This is a genomic window from Actinomycetota bacterium, from assembly GCA_014360645.1.
Lineage (GTDB): Bacteria > Actinomycetota > Geothermincolia > Geothermincolales > RBG-13-55-18 > Solincola_B.
In genome coordinates, this window is record JACIXD010000004.1 from 1 (window position 1) to 21,376 (window position 21,376).

The 21,376-nt window shown below is 64.9% G+C and carries 9 protein-coding genes; 4 read left to right on the forward strand and 5 right to left on the reverse strand.

What is annotated here, in order from left to right:
• The coding region (locus H5T74_04295; protein MBC7229598.1) for a hypothetical protein at positions 1 to 245 on the reverse strand (245 nt) is incomplete at its 3' end.
• Between the two features lie 234 nt (positions 246 to 479).
• Positions 480 to 4,715, reverse strand: a complete 4,236-nt coding sequence (locus H5T74_04300; protein ID MBC7229599.1) for a DEAD/DEAH box helicase family protein — start codon at positions 4,713 to 4,715, stop codon at positions 480 to 482.
• 588 nt (positions 4,716 to 5,303) lie between these two features.
• Here H5T74_04300 and H5T74_04305 point away from each other — a divergent pair.
• The 3 genes from H5T74_04305 (at position 5,304) to H5T74_04315 (ending at position 12,101) form a co-directional block, all read left to right on the forward strand.
• Positions 5,304 to 6,473 (forward strand): beta-lactamase family protein, encoded by a 1,170-nt coding sequence (locus tag H5T74_04305; GenBank protein ID MBC7229600.1) that lies wholly within the window; start codon positions 5,304 to 5,306, stop codon positions 6,471 to 6,473.
• 1,319 nt (positions 6,474 to 7,792) lie between these two features.
• On the forward strand, positions 7,793 to 8,302 hold the full coding sequence (locus tag H5T74_04310; GenBank protein MBC7229601.1) for a hypothetical protein: 510 nt from the start codon (positions 7,793 to 7,795) through the stop codon (positions 8,300 to 8,302).
• Positions 8,303 to 8,477: 175 nt separating this feature from the next.
• Positions 8,478 to 12,101, forward strand: coding sequence for a hypothetical protein (locus tag H5T74_04315; protein ID MBC7229602.1), 3,624 nt, complete (start codon positions 8,478 to 8,480; stop codon positions 12,099 to 12,101).
• 545 nt (positions 12,102 to 12,646) lie between these two features.
• On the opposite strand, the gene H5T74_04320 is transcribed toward H5T74_04315, so the two are convergent.
• Positions 12,647 to 13,885 (reverse strand): acyl-CoA/acyl-ACP dehydrogenase, encoded by a 1,239-nt coding sequence (locus tag H5T74_04320; GenBank protein MBC7229603.1) that lies wholly within the window; start codon positions 13,883 to 13,885, stop codon positions 12,647 to 12,649.
• Positions 13,886 to 14,169: 284 nt separating this feature from the next.
• A complete protein-coding gene (locus tag H5T74_04325) occupies positions 14,170 to 14,721 on the reverse strand; it encodes a hypothetical protein (GenBank protein ID MBC7229604.1) in 552 nt (183 codons plus the stop codon).
• 251 nt (positions 14,722 to 14,972) lie between these two features.
• Between H5T74_04325 and H5T74_04330 the strand changes: the two genes are divergently transcribed.
• A complete protein-coding gene (locus H5T74_04330; GenBank protein MBC7229605.1) occupies positions 14,973 to 16,049 on the forward strand; it encodes a DUF763 domain-containing protein in 1,077 nt (358 codons plus the stop codon).
• A 548-nt stretch (positions 16,050 to 16,597) separates the two neighbouring features.
• On the opposite strand, the gene H5T74_04335 is transcribed toward H5T74_04330, so the two are convergent.
• Positions 16,598 to 20,443, reverse strand: coding sequence for an IPT/TIG domain-containing protein (locus tag H5T74_04335; protein MBC7229606.1), 3,846 nt, complete (start codon positions 20,441 to 20,443; stop codon positions 16,598 to 16,600).
• Positions 20,444 to 21,376 lie beyond the last annotated feature (933 nt).

Consider the following 21,376-nt stretch of genomic DNA (forward strand, 5'->3'; position numbering starts at 1 on the left):
AGCTCCTCGAAGGAGGCGCAGAGGGCGAGGTCGGGGTAGGCCTCCCTGGTGGAGACCAGGACCTCGGGGTCGGGGTCGCAGGCGGCCTTGAGCACGCCCATCTCGCACAGGTTGCGCAGGATGTTCTTGCCCCAGTAGCCGAGGCCGGCGAGGCCTAAGCGTTTCGGCTCGGTTGACACTGCCCTCTGTTCGCTCGACATCGCCTGGTTATCCTCCTGGATTATCTTGGCTACCCATCTGCTCATTTATTGTCAATTATCGTTATTTATCGTCAAGGTGGTCACGCGTAACATTATCGCTGTGTCCATATTGAGGTGTAAATAGAAGAAGGCGCAACGATGGGGTCACTTCTTCGATCTTCTACGCGGGCGCAACTATGGGGTCAGATCTTCGATCTTCGATGCGGGTTTGCTTGCGGGGGTCCAGAGGCGACGGTGGGAACGAAAGGGGGCTTCCCTGCCCGCTCGCACAGGCATAAGTTACCGGGATCGAAGATCGAAGCTACGACCCCGGGGTGCTTCGCGGAGCGAGAAGATGTCGCGCAACTCGCGGTCGGAGAGCTCGGTGATCCAGCGCTCGCCGGCCGACACGGTGAGCTCTGCCAGCTCGCGCTTGTTGCGCATCATCTCGTCGATCCTCTCCTCGAAGGTGTTCAGGGTGAGGAGGCGGTGCACGTAGACGTTGCGCTCCTGACCGATGCGGTAGGTGCGGTCGGTGGCCTGCTCCTCCACCGCGGGGTTCCACCACAGGTCGTAGTGCACGACGTTGCTGGCGGCGGTGAGGTTGAGGCCGGTTCCCCCGGCCCGCAGGGAGACCACCATGAGGGAGTGTCCGTCCCCCTCCTGGAACTCCCGCACCATCTCGTCCCTCTTCTTGCGGGGGATTCCGCCGTGGAAGAAGAGCGGCCGCTCGCCCAACTCCCCCTCGATCATCTGAAGCAGCAGCTCCCCCATCTCCACGTACTGGGTGAAGACCAGGGCCCGCTCACCCGCCGCGAGGACGTTCTCCAGCAGGGAGAGGCAGCGCGCCGCCTTGCCCGAGAGGCGGGCCTCCACCTTGCCCCGCTTGGCGAAGAGGGCGGGGTGGTCGCAGATCTGCTTGAGGGAGGTTATGAGCTTGAGGATGTTCCCCCGGCGCCGCATACCCTCGCTGGACTCTATCAGCTCCATGACCTCGTCCACCACCCTCTGGTATAGGGCGGCCTGCTCGGGGGTGAGGTAGCAGTATTCCTCGGCGACCATCTTTTCCGGGAGGTCGGGGATGATGCTCTTGTCCGACTTCAGGCGGCGCATGACGAAGGGGGAGGTGACGCGACGCAGCCGCTCGATGCGCTCGCCGTCGCGGTACTTCTCGATGGGGACAGCGTAGGTCTTGCGAAAGGAATCCAGCGACCCCAGGTATCCGGGGTTGAGGAAATCGAAGATGCTCCACAGCTCGCCCAGGTGGTTCTCCACCGGGGTGCCGCTCAAGGCCACGCGGCATGCGGCCTTGAGCGCCTTCACCGCCCGCGCCTGCCCGGTGGAGGGGTTCTTGATGTTCTGGGCCTCGTCTATGATCAGCGCCCCCCAGCGCCTCGTCTTGAACTTCTCCAGGTCGCGGCGGAGGGTGCCGTAGGTGGTGATCACCAGGTCCACGCCCTTGGTGAGCAACCTGCGCTCCGACCCGTGATAGACTGAGGCGCGCAGCGAGGGGGCGAACCTCTCCACCTCCTTGTGCCAGTTTCCCACCACCGAGGTGGGGCAGACCACCAGGTGCGGCCTTCCGCCCTCGCCTCCGTTCCCCCCTCGCTCCTTCAAGGAAAGGATAAGGGCGATGGCCTGGATGGTCTTGCCAAGCCCCATATCGTCGGCCAGGCAGGAGCCGAGCCCCCTTACCGCGTTGGTGTAGAGCCAGGCGTATCCCCTCTCCTGATAGGGGCGCAGCTCGCCCGCCAGGGCGGAGGGGACCCCCACCTTCTCGGAGCGGGTCAGTCTCCTCAACCACCTCTCGAGGGCTTTGTCGGCGCGCAGCTCCACACCTTCCCTCTCCCCCGCCAGGAGCCAGTGCAGGAACTCCGCCGGCGCGGGCTGCGGGGGAGGTTTGGACATCTTTTCCAGCAGGCGCTTCGCCTCCGCGGGGTCGAGCAGCACGTATCCCTCCCGGAACCTCACCACCCCATCGGCGGAGCGCGCCAGTTCCAGGAATTCCTCGCGCGAAAGCGCGGTGTCCCCGATGCATATCTCCCAGTCGAAGTCGAGCATCTGGGCCAGGGAAAGATGTTTCACCGCCTTGCCCGACCCGGGGAAGGAGGCGCGCAGGGCGAGGCGGGGCGAGAGGAGCCTCGCCAGCTCGCGGGGGAGCACCAGCCTGATGCCCAGGACGCCCAGGACGGCGGCGTGACGGGTGAGCAGCTCGGCCATCTCCGCGGGGCCGATGAGCGCGGACATGACCCCGCGCGAGTTGAGGATGTCGGAGAGCTGCGGCAGATACTCTCCGGCCACGGCGATCTGCCGTGCCAGGTCGCGCTTGAGGGGCGCAGCGGGACGGGAGAAGACCTCGTCCTCGGCTGCGAAGACCTCCGCCAGCGAGAGCATGGGGGCCATGGGGTTCTCCCGGTCCTCCACGTCAAGGTGCAGGACGAAGAGATCCCCGGCTGCCGGCGCGGCATGCAGCGCTTCCCCGCTGGACGGCCCGGCATCGGGGACGGGTTCTCCCTCCCGCGGGGAAAGCGGCTCGGCCGCGCCGGTCGGGTGGGCCATGCCGGTTGGGCCGGTCGGGTGGGCCGCGCCGGTCGGGTGGGTTGGGCCGGTCGGGTGGGCCATGCCGGTCGGGTGGGTTGGGCCGGTCGGGTGGGTTGGGCCGGCCGCATGTGGCGGCATTCCCCCTTCCCGAAAGCCTCTAGCTTGGCCCTCTATTATCTCCACCCTGATCACCGGGGATACCGCTTTTCCCCGGATGTAAAACCTCTCCAGCCAGTTGGCGACGCTCGCCGCCGTGCGCATCTCCTCGAACTTCGCGGGGAGGTAGGTCTCGCCCAGAAAGAAGGCGCGCACCAGCTTGTCGCAGGCAAGCTCGCGCCGCGCCGTGGCTTGCCTGTCCCGCCTGGCGCGGCTGGGCGGCCTGCCGCGCGTTCGCCTGCCGCTTGCCTGGTCACCGTGGACGGGCTCGCCGTATGCCGGACCACCCGCGCCCGGTGGCCGGCCGGATTCCGGAACGTGGGCATCGGGCCTCATGAAGCCCGGGTCAGCGATCAACCCCGCGGACCTCCGCACCACGCGATCAAGGAAAATACCCACGAGGTAGCGGGAGAACCCCGCCGCGGGCACCGCTTGCCCCTTCCTGCTGTATCCCATCTCCGTTGGGAGCAACGCCTCCAGGGAATCCAGCGCCTGTTTCACCGCCTCCCCCATCACCAGGAGTTCATAACGGACGCGGAAGGCCCCGCTCCCCATCTCCCTCGCCTGCGCCCTCCCCGCGCCCTCCGGCCCCCTTCCAGAGCGGCCGGAAGCGGGCGAGGCGGTCAGGCCATGAGCGCCCGGTCCGCCTCCGCCGGTCCTTCCGGTCCGCGTCCCCGCCGCCCCGGCGGAACCCGTCCTTCTGCTCACGCCTCCGGCCCCTGTTTCCGGCCCCGTTCCCGGCCCGGGGCTCCGGATCACCCGCGGGACGAAAGAGCAGGCGCGCGCCAGGGCCAGGGCGATCGCCCCCGCCAGGCACAAGGCACGGGAGGAAGGGGAATAATGGGAAAGGTCCGTCTCCAGGGGGAGGGCGAGGAAGAAATCGAGCACCGGCCCGGCGTCCACCTTGATCCCGACGCGGGAGGCGAGGCTCAGCCCCGCTTCCCCGTAAACGGGCAACCTCCTACGTGCCGCACGGTATTCCACCTCCTCCCGGGCGGCGGTGGAAAGCATGCGCGCCATCTCCGCAGGAGTGGGGGCGCCCTCGCGGTCCAGGGCGAGGAAGAACGAGGGGTCCGCCTCCTCGAGGAGGAGGTATAGATCGATCCCGCGCAGGGAGGGGAACTCCTCCGTCAACCAAGGGTCCTCGGCCGCCGCGGCCACGGTGCGGTATGCCTCGCGCAGGACCTGCTTGAAGTCGCCCTCCACCCAGAAGAACGGGGCGTCCTGCAGGAGGGAGAAGACGCCGTCGAGGTCCAGGCGGGGGAAGGAGAGGTCGAGGTCCACCCATTCCTGCGGAGCTGGGGCCGCCTCGGCCTCGCGGTAGTGGATGAAGGACAGGGCTTCCTCCAGCTCCTCCTCCCCTTCGTTCGGGGTCAACCCCGCCGCCTCGCGCAGGGCCGCGGCGGAGACGCCCCTCAGCTCAAAGACCAGGAAGGGGTCCTTGTCGATCTCGTTGGCCACCAGGTAATAGACCGCCGCGAGGTGCTTGCAGGGGTTGGCCCAGTCGGGGCACGAGCATTTCGCTTCCATCTCCTTCCAGGAGCGCGGGAAGATGTGCACTCCAGCCTCCGCGAGCATGTCCAGCATGCGCTCGGGGAGCCTGCCCAAGCCGAGTTCGGAGGCAAGGGCGGGATTGGACTCAAGCAGCAGTTTCACCTTAGAGGCCGCGGCGTCGCTGAAGGGCTTGAGGCGCAGGGTCACACGGTAGGGGCTCGCCCTGGTACCTTGGACCAACGCGTGCACGGCGCCGCCGGCCACCCCGATCTCGCGCACGTTGCCAGCCGTCGCGTAGCGCCTGCCGCGGGGGAGGCGGTTGGTGTCGCGGTCGATCCTCTCCATCGCCTCCACCCAGGCGTTGCCCCACCAGGTGCGCCCGAAGCCTTTTCGCGCAGCCGTCGGCGTCCTCCTTGCCTCGCGCCGGAATCCTAGCACCATTCTACAGCGGATGGGGTCGCCGACGGGGTCGTATCTTCGATCTTCGATGCTTCGACTGCTAGCTAATGCGGAAGGGGTCACATCTTCGATCTTCGATGCATTGTCTGCCAATCGAGTTATCTCCGAACATCGACACGGCTCGCGCCAACGCCAAGTGGGGTCTAGCATCACCGACGGGGTCGTATCTTCGATCTTCGATGCATTGTCTGCCAATCGAGTTATCTCCGAACATCGACACGGCTCGCGCCAACGCCAAGTGGGGTCTAGCATCAATGCGGTTTTACAGACGTGCTTCGTGCGCGAAGCTCGAGTCCAGGGGATAAGATAGGGCACCCCAGCTCGGTTGCGGTTCATAAGTTGCCGGGGCCGAAGAAGTGACCCCGTTTAGACCCCGTTTATGGTGGATCGAAGATCGAAGATCTGACCCCAGAGGAGAGTGTGATAGAATTATGAAAATTGCGTCACTGGGACCAGCGATGAGGGGAGGCAGGCATGCTCTCGAACGGAAGGAAACGATTCGCCAGGATGGCAGCGGTATTATTGCTCATCGCAGCGCTGGCCACAGCCTCTCTCTCCTGCGGTGACAAGCAGGCCGCCGAGCCCTCCTTCGATGAGGCGACGCAGCAGCAGATAGAAAAGATCATCACCGACGCAATGGCTGCCGAGAACATCCCCGGGGTCATCGCGGGGGTCTGGGTGGACGGCCGGGGCACCTGGACGGGCGCGCTCGGTACAGCCGACACCGCTACCGGGGAAGCCATGCAGGTGGATAAGACCGTCCGCATCGCCTCCAACACCAAGACCTATACCGCCACGCTCATCCTGCAGCTTGCCGGGGAGGGGAAGCTTTCCCTCGACGACCCCCTGAGCAAGTACGTCACCGGCATCCCCAACGGCGACCGTATCACCGTCCGCCAGCTACTCGACATGACCTCGGGCATCTACAGCTACTCGGAGGACGAGGAGTTCGGCCGGGTCTTCGATAGCGAGCCCCTGAAGGTCTGGACCGCGCAGGAGATCATGGACATCGTCCTGCGCCACGAGCCCGACTTCGAGCCCGGCGCCGGCTGGCACTACTCCGACACCAACTACTACCTGCTGGGGATGATCGCCGAGCAGATCACCGGCACCCCGGTGGAGGAGGAGATAAAGCGCGGGATCCTGGACCGCCTGGGCTTGAAGCAGACCTGGTTCCCCACAGGCCCCGACATGCCCGGCGACTACGCACACGGCTACATGCCCGCCGCCGACTACGAGACCAGCAAGGCCCTGGTGGAAATGACCCGCATCGACCCCTCCGCCCCCTGGACCGGCGGGGCCATGATCTCCAGCCTGGAGGACCTCAAGACCTACGTGCGGGCCCTGGCGGACGGCTCCCTGCTCACCCCGGAGATGCAGGAGGAACGGCTGCGGATGGTCCAGGTGCCCGACAACGTCCTCCAGTACGGGCTGGGCATCGCCTCGGTCTTCGGCTTTCTGGGACACACCGGAGCCATCAACGGCTTCAACTCGGTCATCTTCCACAATCCGGACCTCAAGGCCACCATCGTGGTCATCACCAACAAGTCCACCAACGCATCGGGGGAGGCGGTGGGCATCTTCGACGCCCTTTGCCGGCTGCTCTTCCCGGATCTCTTCACGCCGGCGCCCAAGGAGCAGTAGGCCCACTCTTGGGGTCAGATCTTCGATCTTCGATGCGGGTAACATAGGGAATCCTTGTCCGGCTGTCGGCATAGAGCGCAGCAATAAAGGTGGGGGTGGGGATATCCACCGGCCCACGTTCCACCTTGAGGCCTTTGTGCCTGGCGGGACCCTTCCGCGTCCTATCCGGCTTGCGGGGGTTGGATTGGGTGTCCCCGGCGGGATTCGAACCCGCGACCTCCCCTTCGCCAAGGGGTTGCTCTGATCACTGAGCTATGGGGGCTATCACCAACGGGGTCGTATCTTCGATCTTCAATGCGGGTTTGCTTGCGGGTTCTTCAGATGCGAGGGCGATAGAGAGCCAGTGCTCTCCCTCTCGCTTGCACATATATAAGTTACCGGGGCCGGAGATCTAAGATCAGACCAGAGGCCCCCACAAATAATACCGAAGACCTGACCCTATGTTTGCACGTTTACGAAGATGTCCCATGTCCGGGGCTGACCCCACCTCTGATCGAAGATTGAAGATCTGACCCCACGAATGTTATAATCTGGGTGATTTTCGGGCCTAATTCAACTCCCACTTACCAGCGTTAGGTATTTATATAACTAATCTAACTCTACTATGTTGACATAATCGGATTTATTAAGTAACATGATTTCGCTTGCACTTTTTGAGGGAAAGTCCCGGGGTCCCCTATCGGTGTACCCAGAAGGACAACTCGGGCATTATATCCTGCGGGAACATCCCGAGGGCGAGGTATCGGGAGGCGGGTGGAAGTATGGTTCCGTCTTCCTGCTTGAGGTGATAAGGAACATCTCAAGGGCGAGGTATCGGGAGGCGGATAGCCCATCGGGATATTCAAGCACAGGTTACGGGTCTGCTGGAGATACAAAGATGGTGTTCGGGCATACGACTCGGATGGACGGTGGAGGCAAGGTAAAGGAGTGAAGATACGAGGGTCTCTGCCTCTGCGAGGAGGGTACCTCGTAGATCCAACGGGACGCAAGGAGAACGGAGAGGAGATGCGGGTGGTTTTCCTCCCGAGCGACTTGAGAAGGATACTCCAGAGGGATTTTCCGGCATGTATACCAGATTGATGGTGGAGACAAGGGGAAAGGGGTGGAGATGCGGGTGGTTTTCCTCTCGAGCGCCTTGAGAAGGATACTCCAGAGGGATTTTCCGGCATGTATACCAGATTGATGGTGGAGATAAGGGGAAAGGGGTGGAGATGAGGGTGGTTTTCCTCCCGAGCGACTTGAGAAGGATACTCCAGAGGGATTTTCCGGCATGTACACAGGATGGACGGTGGATGCAAGGAGAAAGGAGAAGAGCGGAGATGAAGGTGGTCATACTTAGCCCCGGGAAGGTGCTTGCGGCGGGACTGCTCTCCGTCCTGCTCATGGTGGCAGGTGTGCTGGGGACGCTGGCCCTGGCGGGGGTTTTCCGTCCCCAGAGGGCGGAGGCCTACGGCGAGGAGGGAGTGGGCGCCAAGCGCTGGTTCTTCGCCGAGGGATACACGGGCCCGGGCTTCGAGGAATGGATATTGATATATAATCCCGAAGAAAGTCAAGGTGGAAGCGGTGGTTCTGTTAGGGCTTCTGTCCACATGTTTGGCAATGCAGGCTATATAGGCGTTTACGATGCACCCACCCTCCAGCCCGGCCAGCGCGCCTCCATCAACATCAACGAGGTGGCCAAGGGGCTCTACGGCTACGAGGGGGATATATCAATTGTGGTGGAAGAGATCCAACCCTTCATCTGCGAGCGCGCCCTCTACTTCAACTACAAGGGACAGATAACGGGCGGCTCCCATTCCCTGGGCTATCAGGAAGCCGCTATCAGATGAGGAGGGCGCCGTGGCAGAGAAAAAAGGCGCCCTCCCGGCTTGCGTAACACTTGTGGGTGGCAGGTTCCGGGGATCCCGACCGGGACAGGGCGGAAAATCACCCCTTGCGGCGGCCCGCGGGGCGGCAGGGACGGCGGCGCGCGGGATTGGCCGCGCCCTCGCAGCAGGGGCGGTCGTGGCCATTCTGCTCGTGCTCGCTTTAAGCACGCCAGCCATGACTCCCGACAGGGCCGCCTCCTTCCCGGGGCCGGATTCAGGCCACGGCACCTGGACGGGCGAGGTGGCGGTGGGGCTCGCGGGGGCCAGCCAGGCCCAGGCGGTGCACTCCAACGGGTACCTGGTGATGGCGGCGGACAACGGCCAGGACGTCTATCTCTACCGCGCCTCCGACGAGCTCACCCTGAACTGGGGCAGCGGCACTTGCATGGACGTGGACAAATCGCGCCAGGCCTGCGACCCCTACCTCGCGGCCTCGGGCAAGTACGTGGCGCTGTCCTTCAAAGAGAAGATAAACGGGCGCTGGGCCCTGGTCATCCGCTGCTCCTGGGATGGCGGGGCCACCTGGCCCAAGACCTACATCGACGCGGGGAGCAGCTGGAACAACTACGAGGCCCACCTGGCCATGGCAGGGAACATGGTGCACGCCGCCTATGTCTCCGACTACCCGGGGCGCAACGAGGTCTATTACCTGCGGCTGGACCTCTCCCTCAACCGCCAGGCACAGAGCTGCGCCAGCGACGCGGGAGACGGCAGGACGGCCACCACCCCCTGCATCGAGGCCTCGGGGGAGAAGAGCGCCGCCGTGTATTACTCCGACGGCAGCGGCGACCTGCGCTCCATCTCCCAGGCCTGGACCTCCGACGGGAGCTCCTGGGGGCGCAACCTGGACCTCATACCCACCGGCGGGGGCACGGACATGACCTGGCCGGAGTGCTGCGCCTTCACCGTCAACGGAGAGCGTCGGGTGGCCCTGGTGTGCGACGGCAAAGATGGGGCGGGAGCACATCATGTCTATTACAAGAGGTACAGGCCTTCTGCGGGGTGGGAAGCACGAGCTGTCCTTCACAACAACAACACCGACTGGTGCTACCCCCAGATCGCGGCCCAGGGCTCGGACCTCATGCTCACCTTGAGGGGAAGCGCCGCCTCCGACCCCGCGGGGGGACTGGGCTACTACAACGCCTCCTGCGGGGAGAACGACGGCTGGAACAAGATCAGTGGGCTCTTCTACAAGATGATGCCCTGCGACCACCCCGCCTCCACCGACTGCCTCTCCGACGGCACGCGCTTCTTCGCCCTGGCGGTGGGCACGGGAACCCACGCGGGCCGCGTGCTCACCAAGCGCGAGGACACCAAAGACCCCACGGTATCCATCAACGACCCCGGCAAGTACCAGCGGGGCAGCTTCCACGTGTCCGCCACCGCCGCCGACGACTTCAAGGTGTCTGGCGACTGGCTCCTCTCCCCAACTTCCGAAAAATACCAGGACGGCATCGTGTGGGCGGACTTCTCCTACCGTACTACGAACGGGAGCTGGAAAACCCTCTACCATGACCCCGACGCGCCATGGGATGCCTACTTCAACGTCTCCTCCCTCTCCGACGGCACCTACGACTTCCGGGTGCAGGTCCAGGACACCGCGGGCAGGGGCGCCGAAAACATTCTCGAGGGCATCGTCCTCGACCGCAAGCCCCCATCCGTGGAGCTCCAGGTCTCAGCCCCCGACGGGGAGAACGGATGGTACGTGACCCAGCCCTCCTTCGGCCCCGCCATCTCGGCAACGGACTCGGGTTCCGGGGTCAAGGCCTCCTACTACCGCATGGACGGCGCCTCCTCGTGGACCGTCTATTCAAAGCCCTTCGCCCTGGAGGAGGGGGAACACACCGTCTCCTACTACGCCGAGGACAAGGCGGGCAACGTCTCGGCCACCAGGACCTTCTCCTACCGGGCGGACTTCACCGACCCCGAGGGCGAGATCGCCTTGCCCTCATCTGGCAATTACTTCCAGAAGGCACTCGCCGCCAAGGTGGCCTGCTCCGACGCGGTCTCGGGAGTGGCCGCGGTGACCTGGCTGGTGGACGGCGCTCCCCTGTGCTCGGGGCCCGAACTCGAGGCGACCCTGGACCTCTCGCGCCTTGCCGACGGGGAGCATACCCTCATCGCGGAGATAAAGGACAGGGCAGGGAGGAAGCGCCTCACCACCCCTGTGCACTTCTACAAAGACACCACCCCTCCCACAGTGGACATCGTGGAGCCCACGGGAAAGGAATGGCTGAGGGGCATGGTGGCGGTGAAGGCAGACGTGCGGGACAACCTAAAGGTGGCGGGCGTCGCCTTCTTCGTGGACGGCAAGCAGATAGACGAGCGCACCTCGCCCCCCTGGACGGCGGCCTGGGACACCTCCACGGTGGTGAACGGGTACCATGCCGTCTCAGTGCAGGCATGGGACGCCGCCGGCAACCGGGCGGAGGTACAGGCCTCGGGTGAGGTCACGGTGTACGTGGGCAACAACATCTCCGAGACCAACCACTTCGCGGAGGGCTGCACGCGGGAGGGCTTCGACACCTGGCTGTGCCTGCAGAACCCCGGGGATTCCTCGGCCGAGGTCACGGTGAACTACTACCTGGGTGAAGGACAGGGACAGGCCTCCATGCGCACCTACTCCCTCCCCGCTCACTCCCGCAGCACCGTTTACGTCAACGGGGATGTGGGGTCGGGCAAGGACGTCTCCATCCAGGTGACCTCGAACCGGCCCATCGTCTCCGAGCGCCCAATGTACTTCTCTTACGCGGGCGAGGGAGGCCAGGCCATCCTAGGAGGCCACACCGCCCAGGGGGCGCAGTTCCCCAGGCGGGAGTGGTACTTCGCCGAGGGCTGCACGCGGGAGGGCTTCGACACCTGGCTGTGCCTGCAGAATCCCCAGGGCCGAGAGGCACAGGTGCGTGTGGAATACCTCATGGAGGGAGGCGCCTCGCTCGTGCGCACCTACCGCCTCGCCCCCTGGAGTCGGGGCACCATCCCCGTGGACGCGGAGGCGGGAGCGGGGCACGACGTGTCCATGCGCGTGACCTCGGACCTCCCCATCGTGGCGGAGCGCCCGGTGTATTTCCTCTACCAGGGGATGTGGGACGGGGGCCACAACGTCATGGGAGCCGCACGGCCGGAACAGGAGTGGTACTTCGCCGAGGGCTGTACGCGCACCGGGTTCAACCAGTGGATCTGCCTCATGAACCCCTCCGAGAAGGAGGCGCGGGCGAGGATCACCTACGTCATGGAGGACGGGGGACGCATCGAGCGTGAATACTCCCTGGCGCCCCGCTCCCGCTTCACGGTGAACGTGAACAACGACGTGGCGCGCCAGCACGACGTCTCCGCCACCGTCACCTCCGAGGTGCCCATCGTGGTCGAGCGCCCCATGTACTTCCTCTACAACTCGGTGATCAGCGAAGGGTCCAACGCCATGGGGGTGGCCAAGCCCGGCTCATCCTGGTACCTGGCGGAGGGTTGCACCCGGGCCGGCTTCGAGGAGTGGATATGCCTGCTCAACCCCGGGGACGAGGAGGCGCGGGTGGCCTTGCGCTTCATGCTCGAGGACACCTCCCAGCGCGAGCACGCGGTCTCGGTGCCGCCCCGCACCCGGGTGACGGTGAAGGTGAACGACGTGGTGGGGCCGGAGCACGACGTGGCCTGCGAGGTGATGAGCGACCGCCCGGTGGTTGTGGAGCGTCCCATGTACTCCATGTACCGCGGCAGCTGCCCCGCCGCCGACACCCTATCAGGGTACACCTTCAACCCGTAGGGGGAAAACATGGGCGTTCAAGGGCCCGGTCATATTGTTCTATTGTTCAAATCCAGCGATCGGGTAGCTAATATCTGGTAGTTAAACTTCCGGACAGGCGATCAGCTAGACAGCTAGACAGGTGGAATCCAGAGGCGAGGCCTCTGGATTCCTTATGGGGTCACATCTTCGATCTTCGATGGGCCGCACGGATGGGGCTGGTGAAGCTGCCGGAAAACGAGGGGCGGACTCACCCTCGCCGCACGGATAAGGACAGTATCGGACCGTGCAGTGCCTGACTATCATCACGGCTCCGTGCTGCAACCCCTCAGGCGTACAGTATGGGGTCACATCTTCGATCTTCGATGGGCCGCACGGATGGGGCTGGTAAAGCTGCAGGAAAACGAGGGGCGGACTCACCCTCGCCGCACGGATAAGGACAGTATCGGGCCGTGCAGTGCCTGACTATCATCACGGCTCCGTGCCGCAACCCCTTCAACCGGAGGAAACCTTTGGCAGAAGAGCGACTGTGCCTGACTATCATCACGGCTCCGTGCCGCAACCCCTCAGGCGTAGGCGGAGAAACCCTTCCCCAGCAGCTCTCGTCCCACTACCAGTTTCTGAATCTCCGTGGTCCCGTCGGGGATGGTGAGCATGCGCGCGTCCCTGAAATACCTCTCCAGCGGGTATTCGTCGGAGAGCCCGATCCCCCCGTGCACCTGGATGGCCTCCGAGGCCACCTGCACCGCCGCCTCGCAGGCGAATCCCTTGGCCAGCGAGGAAGCCATGCGCGCCTGCGGGTCGGCGTTCACGGCGAGCTGGAATGCCCAGTAACCCATGAGGCGCGAGGCCACGGTCAAGGCCTGCATGTTGTACAGCTTCTCCTGGATGAGCTGCATCCTGCCGATGGGCTTGCCGAACTGCTTTCTCTCCCGGGCGTAGGAGATGGCCGCGTCCAGGGCCGCCTGAGCGATGCCCGCGGCCGCGAGGGCCATGCCGCTGCGCAGGAAGGCGAAGATGACGTTCTCCGGCGCCAGGCTGCCCATCATCTTCGCGAACCTCGAGTTAGCCAGGCGGGAGGGGTCGAAGTCGTCGCCCAGGAGCTCCTTTAGCCGCGGGCCGGTAATGGCCGCTGCCACCATGGCCATGACGTTGTTCTCCCGGGGCACCATGCAGTCCTGGAAGAATATCTCTCCCGTGGGAGCGGCCTTCCATCCCAGCTTGTGCAGGGAGCTCACCTCGTAGGGCGACTTCTCTCTTTCCACGAGGAGAAAGATGCGCTCTCCCTTTTCGTCGTTGGCGACCAGCATGCACAGGTCGGCTACGGGCGCGTTGGTGATCCAGGTCTTGGTGCCGTTCACCCGGTAGTAGTCGCCGTCCAGCACCGCGGTGGTGCGCATGGCGCGGTTGTCGGATCCCGCCTCGGGCTCGGTGATGGCGTAGCAGCCGATGACCTCGTTTCTCATCAGTCGGGGGAGCAGCCTCTCGCGCATGTCGTCGGAAGCCACGTTGATGAGGGCGGCGGGAAAACTGAGGCCCACCAGGCCCGCCGCGGCCGGCCACACGCGGAACATCTCCTCGGCCAGGATGGCTATGCAGATGGGGTCGCTGCCCATGTCAGACATGCTCTCCACTTCGAACCCCACCCCGATCTTGCGGAAGCGGCGCATGACCTCCAGCGCCTGCTCCCTGCCCATGGGGCCTTTTTTCTCCTGCTCATCCACCAGGGGCGCGATCTCTTTTTCCAGGAATTCCTTCAGGCTCTCGCGAAACATCCTCTGGCTCTCGGTGAAGGTGAAATCCATCGCCGCCTCCTTTCCTCGCTTATCTCCGCACCGTTTCCCCTCCGTTACGCCTCCTCTCCTGCCGCAAGGAGGCGTGTGGGGTCGTAGCTTCGATCTTCGATCACGATGGTTCAAGACGAATCACCTCTACGCGTCGAAAACGACGCCGGTCGAAGATTGAAGATGTGACCCCATCGGATATCTTTTATCCGTCAGGGCCAGGGCTGTCTCTGCCGTTCCCGTATCCCCCTTATTCTAACCAAATGGCGTGTGGGGTCGTTGCTTCGATCTTCGATCACGATGGTTCAAGACGATTCACCTCTACGCGTCGAAAACGACGCCGGTCGAAGATTGAAGATGTGACCCCACTTCACCGTTCCCGATCCCCGGCGAGGGTAGGAGGCGTTCTCCGCCGTAATGATGATGTATTCCCCGCCGGGATGCCAGAATGGCTGTCCTTTCCAGCGTGTGCCCTCCAGTCCTGGCCGGTCGCGGGTGAAGCACCGGAGATCGCTGTCGTCGGGCTTTATGGTGTATATCTCATAGGATACGCCGTTGGGGTCTTTCGGGTCGTCCTCGCAAAGAGTGAACGCGATGAGGCTCCCTTCCGGCGAGTGCTTGGGGAAGGCTCCCTCGCATATGCGCACCGGGGCCGCATGCTCCTCAGGAAGCGTTTCCTCTCCCGAAGACCTCCCTCCGCCGCCGCATCCGCAGACGAGCGTCGCCGCCAGGAGAACAAGGTTGAGGGCAAGGAGGGCGTGGACCAGCCGGGATGGGGAGAGGGAAGCAGGCGATCCCGATGCCCCATGCCCACGCACGGTTTTCAGCATCTCCCCTTTCGTCTCTCTCGCCATCATCCCTCCCTTGATCCTCTCAACGCGCTCCTCTATTCTCCCATAGATCGGGCTGTGGGGTCAGATCTTCGATCTTCGACGGGTGGCGATGGATGGGTGGGATGGGTGGGGTCACATCTTCGATCTTCGATGTCGGGAAGATGGGTGGGGAACAGTGGGGTCTACCATTGGATTTTCTGTCACCGTGGGCTGATAGCATGATTATGAGCGCATGATTATGAGCGAACGGTGGAGAGTGAGGCGGGGTGAGCGCGGTGCAGAGGACGGGTACGGCCACCCTTCCCCTCCATGGGGGTAGGGCGCCGAGGTGGCTTTTCGAGAGGATGACGCGCCTCGCCGGAGCCGTCATGGCCTACATGGCGGATGAGCTGGGTCAGTCCGAGACCATCTATCGCTTCGCTGACCCTTACTGGTTCCAATCGTTTGGCTGCGTTCTCGGCTTCGACTGGCACAGCTCGGGGGTGACCACCACCACCTGCGGGGCGGTCAAGGAAGCGCTCAAGGTACTCCCGGGACTAGGCATCTTCGCCGCCGGCGGCAAGGGAGCGGTTTCCAGGCGCACCCCGCAGGAGATCGAGGAACAGGCCCACCGGATCGGGCTGGGCGGAGCGGAGGAGCTGGTGCGCGCAAGCCGCATGTCCGCCAAAGTGGACAACAACGCCCTCCAGGACGGCTACCAGATCTACCACCACTTCTTCCTCTTCACGGACAAGGGAGAGTGGGTGGTGCAGCAGGGGATGAACGAGGGCGAGGGTTACGCGCGCCGCTATCACTGGGCCTCGCGCGGACTGCGAGATTTCGTGGAGGAGCCCCACACCGCCATCTGCGCTCAAAGCCGCGGCCCGACCATGGACCTGACCTCCTCCGTCTCGCGGGAGACCAGGGAGGCCATGGCAGGCCTTTCCAGGGACCGCCCAGAGAAGACTGCCGCGCAATTGGACCGGCTCAGGGACCTGAGGCTGCCCAGGCGCCACCAGCTCTTCCTCGAACACTTACACACCTCCTCCGTGGGCAAGGTGCTCCTCAAGACCTACGAGAGGCAGCCCGAGGACTTCGCAACGCTACTGGGGATGCAGGGGGTAGGAGCAAAGACCCTGCGAGCCCTGGCTCTGATCTCCGAACTGGTGCACGGAACCGCTCTTAGCTGGGAGGATCCGGCACGCTACAGCTTCGCCCACGGCGGCAAGGACGGATACCCCTATCCCGTGGACAGGGAGACCTACGACCGCTCCATCGAGATCATGGAGAAGGCTATAAGGCGCTCGCGGTGCGGGATTGGGGAACGAGAGGAAGCCTTGAGGAGGCTGTCCCGCCTATTATCCACGCCGTGATCCCGAGCCAGTTGCCGCGGGGACTGTATTCCGAAACAGAGCGGGAGCAGGTCCGCGCCCTATACGTCGGCGACCGCCGAGGTGGTCGCCCAAGCTGCGTTCCGGCACATGGCGGAAGCCGAGTAGCGCCCGCGGTGGAAGATGGTCTCCGGACCTACATACGGGAAGAGCAATGCGGTAGAGTTCGGCAAATAGCTTCTTTGTACTCCACATTACGCGCACAAGAGCCCGGCGTAAGAAGATCGATGCCTTTACGACTTGGCTGAATATGATTCGATTTCACGCATAAAGGCCGCGCGTAAGTTGGGATGTGCAGGAAAGCGGGGTCGAAAAGTGAGGTCAGGTCCTCAATCTTCGTTTGGGATGAAACGAGTCGATTTCCCCTTGCTTAACGGAACTGACGCCGTCGTAGAGGACCAGTTGTGGACCCTGTTGTATCGCGGAGTGTGTTGATCAGCCTGTTCCGGGATCGAAGATCGAAGATGTGACCCCATTATCTGATCCGTTCCGGGATTGAAGATCGAAGATACGACCCCATGATCCCATGATTAGAGGTGGGTGGGGCCGTTGCGCCCGACGGCCAAGGCCGAAGCCCCGAGCGGTGTCAGTCCGTAGAGATCTGCGGAAGGGCTGCCGAGGCGCGTCCAGGTGCGCCCGCCGTCGGACGTCTTGAGGATCACGCCGCCCTCTCCCACCGCCCAGGCGGTCATGGCACTGACGGCACACACCGCGCGCAGGGCGGAGGAGACCATGAAGCGCCCCGGGAACGCCGTCGTCCTGAAATCCTCTTCCGGAGCACCGGCGCTTCCCGTCCCGGCCTCGGCGTCCTCGCGTCCGCCGCCCGCCGCTCCTGCGGCGTCCACTCCATCGGCCAGGGCCTGGAATACCCAGGTAATCCCGGCGTTCTCCGTCTTGAGAACCGTGCCGCCCTCGCCCACCGCCCAGGCGGTGGAGGCGTCCACGGCCCAGACCGCATACAGGCAAGCCGCCGTGCGGCTGTTCTGGAGAGTCCACGAAGCACCTCCATCAGAGGTCCTCAGAATGACACCGCCCTCGCCCACCGCCCAAGCGGTGGAGGTGTCCACGGCGGAGACCCCGTGGAGGCGGGCAGACGTTCCCGCCGCCTGCCGGGTCCAGTTCTCGCCGCCGTCGCTTGTGCGCAGAACAGTCCCCCCGTCCCCCACCGCCCAGGCGACGGAAGCGCCGGCGCACGACACCGCGCGCAGGGTGGCAGTGGCCCCCGCGGGATGTTGTTTCCATTTATTGCCACCATCCACGGTGCTCAAGACGACGCCGCCCTCGCCCACCGCCCAGGCGCGGGCCGCATCCGCGGCCGCCACCCCGTACAGCCACAGCGAGGTCCCCGAATCCTGGCGCGTCCAGCTCCTGCCGCCGTCGGAGGAACGCAGCACCGTACCCCCCTCCCCCACCGCCCAGACGGCTCCTCCCGCCGCCGCCACCGCGCTCAGGGCGTAGTCGCGCACCACGAAGGGGAGGGAGGGTGAGGTCCCCACCGGCGTATGCACGGTGAGCGGCACCGTACCCGAGAGACCGGGGGGCACCCTGACCACGATGCGCGTATTCGACCAGTAATCGTAAACGGCGGGCTTCGTCTCTCCGAAGCACACGTAGTTTTCCGGCCCCTCCCGCGCCCCGAAGCCCGAACCCGCTATCTCTATCTGGGTTCCCGGAGGTCCGTTGGGCGGGCTCACGGAACTCACCGACGGCGGGACCAGGGCGGTGAAATATACCGCGTTGGAGGCGGCCACGGGGGTGACCACCGAGACCTTCACCCTACCCGCCACTCCCCGCGGCACCCGCGCCACGATGAGCTCGTTGCTCCAGCTCACATAGTCCTGGGCCTTCACCGACCCGAAGGACACCCAAGAGGAGCCGCGCTGCGAACCAAAACCCGACCCGTGCAAGGAGACCTCCCCACCCGCCACCGCTTCTCCGGGCCTGACGAAGTCGATATGGGGCTTTACCGCCACCGGCAGGGGAGGCGGGCTCTTGCTCACGCTCACGGTGAGCGGGTTGGAGGTGCCGGAGGCGGTCACCACCTTTACCTCCGCCCTCTCCGGAGCGTTTCCCGGGACCGTCAGCAGGATGAGGTTGTTGGTCCAGTAATCGAAGGAGGTGACCTTCACCCCGCCGACCATCACGTAGGATTCGCCCCGACTGGGACCGAAGGAAGCGCCGGATATGGTGAGGGGCTTTCCCGCCCTGCAGTAGCGGGGACTGGCGCCGTCGAGCCTGGGGATGATCACCAGCTTGAGCGCCCTCGTGGTCCCGGCGGGCGTGGACACCACCACCTCCTCCAGGGGGGTGGCCTCCGAGGGGACCTCCACCTTGATGCTCCTGTCCCCCCATGAAAGATAGCGCACCGCCCTGGCCTTCCCGAAGAGGACGCCGCTGTCCGCGCCCTCCCCGAAGGCCAGCCCGCTGAGGGTGACCGTGCCCCCGGAGACCACCGTGGTGGGGCTGATGGCGTCCAGGCGCGGAAGGTCGCGGAAGTGGAGCAGGGTACCCAGGGTGCCCACCGCCCAGGCGGTCCCCGGACGCGGCGCCGCCACCGCGCGCAGGGCGTTGGCGGTGCCGGTGTGCATGGCCTTCCAGGTCCTTCCACCATCGTCGGTGCGCGCGAGGTAACCCCCTTTGCCCGAGACCCAGGCCTCATCCTCCCCCGTCGCAGCGACCCCTGTGAGGTCGGCGGCGGTGCCTGAATCCACCGCGAACCAGGTGCGACCGCCATCGGTGGTGCGCAGCACCGTCCCTTCCGCTCCCACCGCCCACGCGGTGTCCGGGCCCTCGCCGGAGACGGCGAAGAGGTCCCCGGTGGTCCCGGACTCCTGGACGCTCCATGACTCTCCCGCGTCCAGGGTCTTCACGATGACGCCTCCCCGCCCCACCGCCCAGGCGATGTCGGCGCTCGAGGCGTATACGCCGAGCAGGTCGCCGGCCTCGGCGCAGTCCCTGCGTAGCCAGACCTGCCCCCCGTCGTCGCTGCGGATGACCGTTCCTCTTCGCCCCACCGCCCATACCGCCGCGGTTCCGACGCAGGAGACGTCGTGCAGGTCGTAGGAGGCGCGCGAGGTCTGTTCCTCCCAGCTCTTGCCACCGTTCCCGGTGTGCAGCACCAGGCCGTCCTTCCCCACCACCCAGGCGTTGTCCGCATCAGCCGCCTCTATCCCGAAGAGGTCCCTGGCGGTCCCCGCGTAAACGGGATCCCAGGTATAACCGCCGTTGTCCGTGCGCAGCACCGCGCCCGCCTCACCCGCCGCCCAGGCGATGTCGGTGGAGACCGCGCACACGTCGTAGAGCCCCCGCCCGTCTCCGACGTACTGGGGAACCCAGGTAGTCCCCCCGTCGCAGGTGCGGAGCACGGCGGCACTCTCCCCCACCGCCCAGGCGTTCTCGGTATCGGCGGCATAGATGGCGAGGAGGTTGTTGCGGGTGCCCGATTCCTGCGGCGTCCAGGTCACACCGCCGTCGGCAGTGCGGCGTATGAAACCGCCGGAACCCGTGACCCACGCATTGAGCGTATCCACGGCGTAGATGCTCGCCAGCGGGGCTTTCACGCCCGCCTCCTGGGTGGTCCAGGACGCGCCCCCGTCCTGCGTCTTCACGATGACGCCGGTCTCCCCCGCCGCCCAGACGGTATCCGGGGCTGGTAGGTAGATGGCCCTCAAATGGTCCCCAGTACCGGTGGCCAGGAGACGCCAGGATGATCCTCCATCCTCGCCCACGAGCACGCTCCCGTTCTCTCCCGCCGCCCATACAGTATCCGCATCCGAGGCCACCACGGCATAGAGGGCGCTTTTCACCCCGGGATCAAACCGCTCCCACGACGACCCGCCGTCCCTGGTGCGCAGCACAGCCGGCCCCTCCGCCATCGCCCATGCGGTGTCCGCATCCAGGGCGAAGACGTCGAAGACGTCCCGGCCGGTGCCTACATCCATCTTTTCCCAGGATGCGCCGCCGTCCACGCTCCTCATCATCGTTCCCCTGCGGCCGGCCACCCAGGCCACTTCCGGGAAACCGGAGGGAGAAGATACCGCGAGCAGGTCCTCGGTGACCCCGGTGGCCAAGGGAAGCCAGGTGACGCCTCCGTCAACGGTGCGGAAGACGAAGCCGCCGTCGCAGGCGATCCAGGCATGGTCCGGGTCCGTGCCCGTGACGTCACGGCAGGTGGTGGGGGTATATTCCCGCGCCTCGCCCTGCAGTTGAGAGCGCAGCACCTGCCGGGTGTGTGCCCGGGCGAGAGCGGTGCCCGAGGGAGGAAAGACCGAAAGCGCCGCGAGGAGGCAGGCGGCCGCTAGGCAGGCAAGCACCGTGGCGCGGCGTCTTCCAGTCGCAGGCCGGGGAGCGAGGATATGCCGCACAGCGCGCCGCATCCCCTTTTCCGCTCCCATTTTCCCGCGGGCGAGCGGGGCACGCGCGGTTCGGCCTCCGCTCATCCTCGCGGTCGCCGCGGCGGCCCGCTCTCCTGACTCACCCCTATATACCTTCATCCCTGGAGGCCGTATACGCATTGCCGTCCCCTTCTCCACCGCGTCCCCGGCGGCCGATCTTTCTTTCCTCCTCCCGCTTTTCTCCTCCCGCTTTTCTCCTCCCGCAGGCTCTTGGAGCACACGCGGCACCTCTGCCTCCCGACCACGCCGGTGGCAAGCGATATTTTCTTCCGTTCTACATCTCACATCCGTATATTTTAAAACTCAATCTTTAAAACTTGACTCTGGAGGCCGCACCCTTGACCACCGGAGGCCACAAACGCATCGACTCCCCGTTGGCCGCCGCGCCCCCAGCGACCGCCCCGACTGCATCCTCAAGATCTACCTCGCCCTCGCCCGGAAACCCGCCCGTTCCCGCGACGCCATGACTCAAAGAAAGTCCTGTCCCGGCAGCCACCGAAAGGCCGGGCACCGAAGTCAATTGTACATCAGCACGACCGTATAGGGCTCGCGATGCAGGCGATGGGGGCTCAAGATAACGGATCCGAAAGCGATCGCAAGAAGAACGGTGATGGTCGGCATTCGTGATGAGGGTGGGGCGGGCGGGGGCAGGCGATGGGGGCTCAAGATAACGGATCCGAAAGCGATCGCAAGAAGAACGGTGATGGTCGGCATTCGTGATGCGGGTGGGGCGGGCGGGGGCAGGCGATGTGGGCTCAAGATAACGGATCCGAAAGCGATCGCAATAAGAACGGTGATGGTCGGCATTCGTGATGAGGGTGGGGCGGGCGGAGGCAGGCGATGGGGGCTCAAGATAACGGATCCGAAAGCGATCGCAATAAGAACGGTGATGGTCGGCATTCGTGATGAGGGTGG

Coding starts and splice junctions, on each gene's coding strand:
- H5T74_04300 (MBC7229599.1), bottom strand. CDS start 4,715: ATGGAGAGGATCGACCGCGACACCAACCGCCTCCCCCGCGGCAGGCGC.
- H5T74_04310 (MBC7229601.1), top strand. CDS start 7,793: ATGAAGGTGGTCATACTTAGCCCCGGGAAGGTGCTTGCGGCGGGACTG.
- H5T74_04325 (MBC7229604.1), bottom strand. CDS start 14,721: ATGATGGCGAGAGAGACGAAAGGGGAGATGCTGAAAACCGTGCGTGGG.
- H5T74_04305 (MBC7229600.1), top strand. CDS start 5,304: ATGCTCTCGAACGGAAGGAAACGATTCGCCAGGATGGCAGCGGTATTA.
- H5T74_04335 (MBC7229606.1), bottom strand. CDS start 20,443: ATGCGGCGCGCTGTGCGGCATATCCTCGCTCCCCGGCCTGCGACTGGA.
- H5T74_04320 (MBC7229603.1), bottom strand. CDS start 13,885: ATGGATTTCACCTTCACCGAGAGCCAGAGGATGTTTCGCGAGAGCCTG.